The sequence below is a fragment of the Bradyrhizobium sp. INPA03-11B genome (assembly GCF_040446015.1).
Classification (GTDB): domain Bacteria; phylum Pseudomonadota; class Alphaproteobacteria; order Rhizobiales; family Xanthobacteraceae; genus Bradyrhizobium; species Bradyrhizobium macuxiense_A.
In genome coordinates this window covers 1-4,933 of the sequence record NZ_JASGSR010000232.1, presented here as the reverse complement: position 1 = coordinate 4,933, position 4,933 = coordinate 1, and the positions used below count along the sequence as shown (strand labels likewise).

Below are 4,933 nucleotides of genomic sequence, written 5' to 3'. Positions count from 1 at the left end.
AAAGAATCCAGTTCCAACAGCTTGGCAACACCCCTCCGCCGCCATATGCGATTCCCCTACCCTTGCGGGGGAGGGTTAGGGAGAGGGGTACCACACGGCGTACTCTTTCCATTCGTCTTTCACGAGCAGGCGTGGCGCACTGTTATAGCGACGCCCATCGTCGATGATCTCGCCCGGGGCTCACCCCTCTCCCCACCCTCCCCCGCAAGGGGGGAGGGAGCCTGACGAGCGTGCTCACCTTACGAAGTTGGGCCATGCGCGAGAGAAAACGCGCCGCTAAGCTTTCGTAGCCTCCTTCTTCTCAGCCGCCTTCTTCTCCACCGCCCCGCCCTTGCCTTCCGTCTCCAGCGCCGCGCGGACGCGCTTGAATTCGCTGAGGTCCGCCTTGTCGACCTCGGGGAATCTCAGATCGAGCCGGTCGAGCGCGTTGACGATGGTCGAACCGATCACGACGCGGGCGAACCATTTGTGATCGGCGGGCACGATGTGCCAAGGCGCGTCCTTGGTCGCGGTGTGGTGGATCATGTCCTGATAGGCCGCCTGGTACTTGGCCCATAGCTGCCGTTCGGAAATGTCGGCCATGGAAAACTTCCAGTTCTTGGCCGGCTCCTCGAGCCGGTCGAGGAAGCGCTGGCGCTGCTCCTCCTTGGAGACGTGCAGGAAGAATTTCAGGATCATGGTGCCGTTGCGCGACAGATAGCGCTCGATCGCGGAGATGTCCTCGAAGCGCTCGCGCCAGATGTTCTTGGTCACCAGCTTTTTCGGGAGCTTCTGCTTGCCGAGCACCTCGGGATGCACCCGCACCACCAGGCACTCCTCGTAATAGGAGCGGTTGAAGATGCCGATGCGGCCGCGCTCCGGCAGCGCGATCATGGCGCGCCACATGTAGTCGTGGTCGAGTTCCCGGCTCGACGGCTGCTTGAAGGAGGAGACCTCGCAGCCCCGCGGATTGACGCCCTCGAACACGCTCTTGATCGCACTGTCCTTGCCCGCCGCGTCCATGCCCTGGAAGATCAGCAGCAGCGACCAGCGATCCTGGGCGTAGAGCTTCTCCTGGAAATCGTTGAGCCGCTTGCGGTTGGCCTCGATGATCTTGCCGCCGGCGTCCTTGTCGATGCCGCCCTTCTCGGCGGTCGGGTACGACTTCAGGTGAAATTCGCCACTCCCGTCGAAGCGGAACGGCGCGACGTAGGGTTTCAGTTCATCGGCGAGCGATGGGGACGGTTTGCTGCTCATGGCCTCTCGACGGCTTGCGTGGCGATTTGATCCGGTCGATCACGCTACCAAGAATGCCCTTGGGCAGGAAGATGATGAAGAGCACCAGCAATATGCCGTAGACCAGATTGTCCCAGCCGACAGCCTTGGTACCGAACGAGATGCGCAGCACCTCGGCCAGCACGATGGTGATGACGGCGCCGACCGTCGGCCCCAGCGCGACATAGACACCGCCGACGATCGCCGCGAACACCATCTGCAGCGAAACCGCGATGCCGCTCACGGTGTCCGGCGAGATGAACATCTGGTACTGGCAGTAGAGCGCGCCCGACAGCGCGGTCATCAGCGCGCTGATCAGGGTGATCTTGAGCTTCTCGGCGGTGACGTTGACGCCGGCGGCGGCCGCGGCGTCCTCATCCTCCGAGATCGCCTCCATGGCATGGCGGATCATGCTGCGGTCGATCGCGCGCCAGATCACGAGACCGGCGACCCAGACCGCGAGGGCGATCAGGTACCAGGTGGTCTTGTCGTCGAATTGCAGCGCGAACAGGCCCTTGCCGCTTTGGGCGCGCTGCGGCGTGTAGCCGAGCGAGCCGCCGGTGTAGTCGCGGGTCGCGGTGATGACCTGCAGCACGATGCCGGACAGCGCCAAGGTCACCAGCACGAAATAGTGCCCGGTGATGCGGAAGCGGAAGCAGGGATAGGCGACAACAAGCGCGAGCACGCCCGCGGTCGCCATGCTCAGGGGGATGCCGATCCAGGGCGAGACGCCGAGGTGATTCCAGAGCAGCGCGGTGACATAGGCGCCGATCCCCATGAAGCCGCCATGGCCGAGCGAGACCAGGCCGAAGCGTCCCATGATCGACCACGACGTATAGGCGAACGACCAGATCAGGATCAGCACCAGCACGTGCAGATGATAGGGATCGCGGTGCACGAAGGGCAGCGCGACGAGCGCAATCAGCGCGATGATCCAGAAGGCAACTTGCCTGTTCACGAGCGCCTCGCCAAGAGGCCCGCGGGCCGGATGAACATCATGACGATGAAGAAGGCGAACGCCAGCACATAGCCCCATTCGAGATCGGAGAACAGGCCGCCGAGCGAGATGATCTCGGCGAACACGAAGGCGGCGATGAAGCCGCCGATGAAATTGCCGAGCCCGCCGAGCACGCAGATCAGGAAGGTGATCGGCCCGAACGACAGGCCGACGAACGGATGCACGTCATATTGCAGCACCAACAGACACGCGGCGAGGCCGGCGAGCCCGCCGCCGATCGCCGAGGTGACGAGATAGATGCGCTTGGGATCGACGCCCATCAGCGGCATGATCTGGCGGTCCTGCGCGATGGCGCGGATCGCGGTGCCGGTGAAGGTGCGGGTCAGGAACAGATAGACGCCGATCATGCCGACCAGCGCGGCCGCAAACGACAGCAACCGCGCGTAACTGAAATTCATCTCGCCGAGCGCCAGCACCGGCAAGCGGATGCCGAGATTGCGGAAGTCGATGCCGAAGGCGACGGTGGCAAAGCTCTGCAGGATGAACAGCACGCCGCCGGTGGCGAGCAGCTGGTTGATCGGCGGTGCGGTCAGCAGCGGCGCGATGACGAAGAAGTGCAGCGCGGCCCCGAGCAGCGCCACCAGCAGGATGACCAGCGGCGCGGCGGCCCAATACGGCAGATGGAAGACCTGTACCAGATAGTACATGCCGTACATGCCGATCATCACGAGCTCGGCGTAGCAGATCCAGGTCACGTCGATGACGCCGAAGATCAAATTGAGCCCGAGCGCCAAGAGCGCCAGCACGCCGCCGAGCAGGATGCCGTTGATGACGGCCTCCAGCAGGTAGATGTCGAAGATGTCGAGGAAGGATTGCATGGCTGCCTCTCTCTTACCTCTCCCCGTCGGGGAGAGGTCGGCGCGTAGCGCCGGGGGAGGGCAACAGGTCCCACGAGAGAGCGTAACCCCTCACCCGGATCGCATCTAGCGATGCGATCCGACCTCTCCCACAAGGGGAGAGGTGAACCGCCGATGCCGCAACACTTTCCGATATCGTCATCATCCCCTACACCCCCAAATACGCCTGCTTGATGGTGTCGCTGGCCGCGAGCTCCGCTGCCGTGCCGGCGGCGCGGATGCTGCCGGCCTCCAAGAGATAGGCGCGATCGACCACGCGCAGCACCTGCTGCACGTTCTGCTCGACGATCAACACCGTCAGCCCTGAGGCGCGGATGCGCTTGACCAGCTCGAACACCTGCTGCACCACGACCGGCGCGAGCCCGGCCGAGGGCTCATCGAGCAACAGCAGTTTCGGGTTCGACATCAGCGCGCGGCCGATCGCGCACATCTGCTGCTCGCCGCCCGACATGGTGCCGGCCATCTGCTGCAGGCGCTCCTTGAGCCGGGGGAACAGCTCGAACACGAACTCCAGCCGTTCGGTATAGTGCGCGCGGGCACCCGGCATGTAGGCGCCCATCTTCAGATTGTCCGCCACGGTGAGCCGCGGAAACAGCCGGCGGTTTTCCGGCACATGCGCGATCCCGAGACTGACGATGCGATGCGCAGGCGTCGCGGCGACGTCGGTGCCTTCCATGGCGATCGTGCCGCTGATCGGGCGGATCAAGCCGGAGATCACGCGCATCAGAGTGGTCTTGCCGGCGCCGTTCGGGCCGATCACGCCGACCGCCTCGCCCGCCTTGACGTCGAGGCTGACGTCGAACAGCGCCTGGAAGCTGCCATAGCCCGCATCGATCGATTTCAGCTCCAGCATGCCGTTCACGCCCCGATCCGGCGGCGCGCTTGCGCCGCGGCCGCCGCCGCAAGGCTCGCGTCCGCGTCGGTGCCGAGATAGACCTCGATCACCCGGGCATCGCCGGCAACATCCGCCGGCAGGCCCTCGGCGATCTTCTCGCCGTGATCCAGCACCATCACGCGGTCGACCACGCGCATCAACACGCCCATGATGTGCTCGACCCAGATGATGGTGATGCCGAGCTCGTCGCGGATCCGGCGCAGCATGTCGGCGGCCTGGTCCATCTCGGCCTCATCGAGCCCGCCGAGGCTTTCATCGGCGAGCAGAAGCTTTGGCCCGGTGGCGAGCGCCTTTGCCAGTTCGAGCTTCTTCAATCCGGCGGCGCCGAGGCCCTCGACGCTGGCATGGCGATCGGTCGGCAGCCCAACCATCGCCAGCGCGCGCTCGGCCGCCTCCTCGGCCTTGGCGCGGCTGTGACGGCCCTGGCCGTAGAAGCCGGCGAGCACGACGTTCTCGAAAATGCTGAGGCGATGGAACGGCCGCGGGATCTGGAAGGTGCGGCCGATGCCGCCGACGATGATCCGGTGCGGCGCAAGGCCCGCGATCTCGCGGCCGTCGAACAGGATCGAGCCCTCGGTCGGCGGCAAGGTGCCGGAGAGCATGTTGAAGATCGTGCTCTTGCCGGAGCCGTTCGGGCCGATCAGGCCGAGGATCTCGCCCTGCTCGACGCGGAACGACACGTTGTTGACGGCGCGAAAGCCGCCAAACCGCTTGACCAGGCCTTCTACGGCGAGCACGGCGTCCCTTTCGCAGCGCTAGAGCAAGATAGAGTCAGGCGGAAACAACCTGGCCGCAGACTCGCTGCACCTCTCCCGCTTGCGGGGGAGGTCGGAGCGCATCGAAGATGCGATCCGGGTGGGGGCTCTCTCCACGATACGATTCGTGGAGAGAGCCCCCACCCCAACCCAC

At 65.0% G+C, this 4,933-nt stretch carries 5 protein-coding genes; all 5 read right to left on the bottom strand.

Translation table 11 applies throughout. The annotated features are described in order from the left end of the window. Positions 1–276 precede the first annotated feature (276 nt). The 5 genes from QMZ05_RS40335 to QMZ05_RS40315 all read right to left on the bottom strand — a co-directional run bounded on the left by QMZ05_RS40335 (position 277) and on the right by QMZ05_RS40315 (position 4,761). Positions 277–1,236: a polyphosphate kinase 2 family protein gene (locus QMZ05_RS40335; RefSeq protein ID WP_353705812.1), complete on the bottom strand. Its 960-nt coding sequence runs from the start codon at positions 1,234–1,236 to the stop codon at positions 277–279. Then, positions 1,202–2,212, bottom strand: coding sequence for a branched-chain amino acid ABC transporter permease (locus QMZ05_RS40330; protein WP_353705811.1), 1,011 nt, complete (start codon positions 2,210–2,212; stop codon positions 1,202–1,204). The genes QMZ05_RS40335 and QMZ05_RS40330 overlap by 35 nt, the downstream gene beginning before the upstream one ends. Beyond that, complete coding sequence (locus QMZ05_RS40325) at positions 2,209–3,090, bottom strand: branched-chain amino acid ABC transporter permease (protein ID WP_353705810.1); 882 nt, start codon at positions 3,088–3,090, stop codon at positions 2,209–2,211. The genes QMZ05_RS40330 and QMZ05_RS40325 overlap by 4 nt, the downstream gene beginning before the upstream one ends. A 187-nt stretch (positions 3,091–3,277) precedes the next feature. Further along, positions 3,278–3,982 carry an ABC transporter ATP-binding protein gene (locus QMZ05_RS40320; RefSeq protein WP_353705813.1) on the bottom strand — a complete coding sequence of 235 codons (705 nt, stop codon included), beginning with the start codon at positions 3,980–3,982 and terminating at the stop codon, positions 3,278–3,280. Positions 3,983–3,987: 5 nt separating this feature from the next. Continuing rightward, complete coding sequence (locus tag QMZ05_RS40315) at positions 3,988–4,761, bottom strand: ABC transporter ATP-binding protein (protein WP_353705809.1); 774 nt, start codon at positions 4,759–4,761, stop codon at positions 3,988–3,990. Between the last annotated feature and the right edge of the window lie 172 nt (positions 4,762–4,933).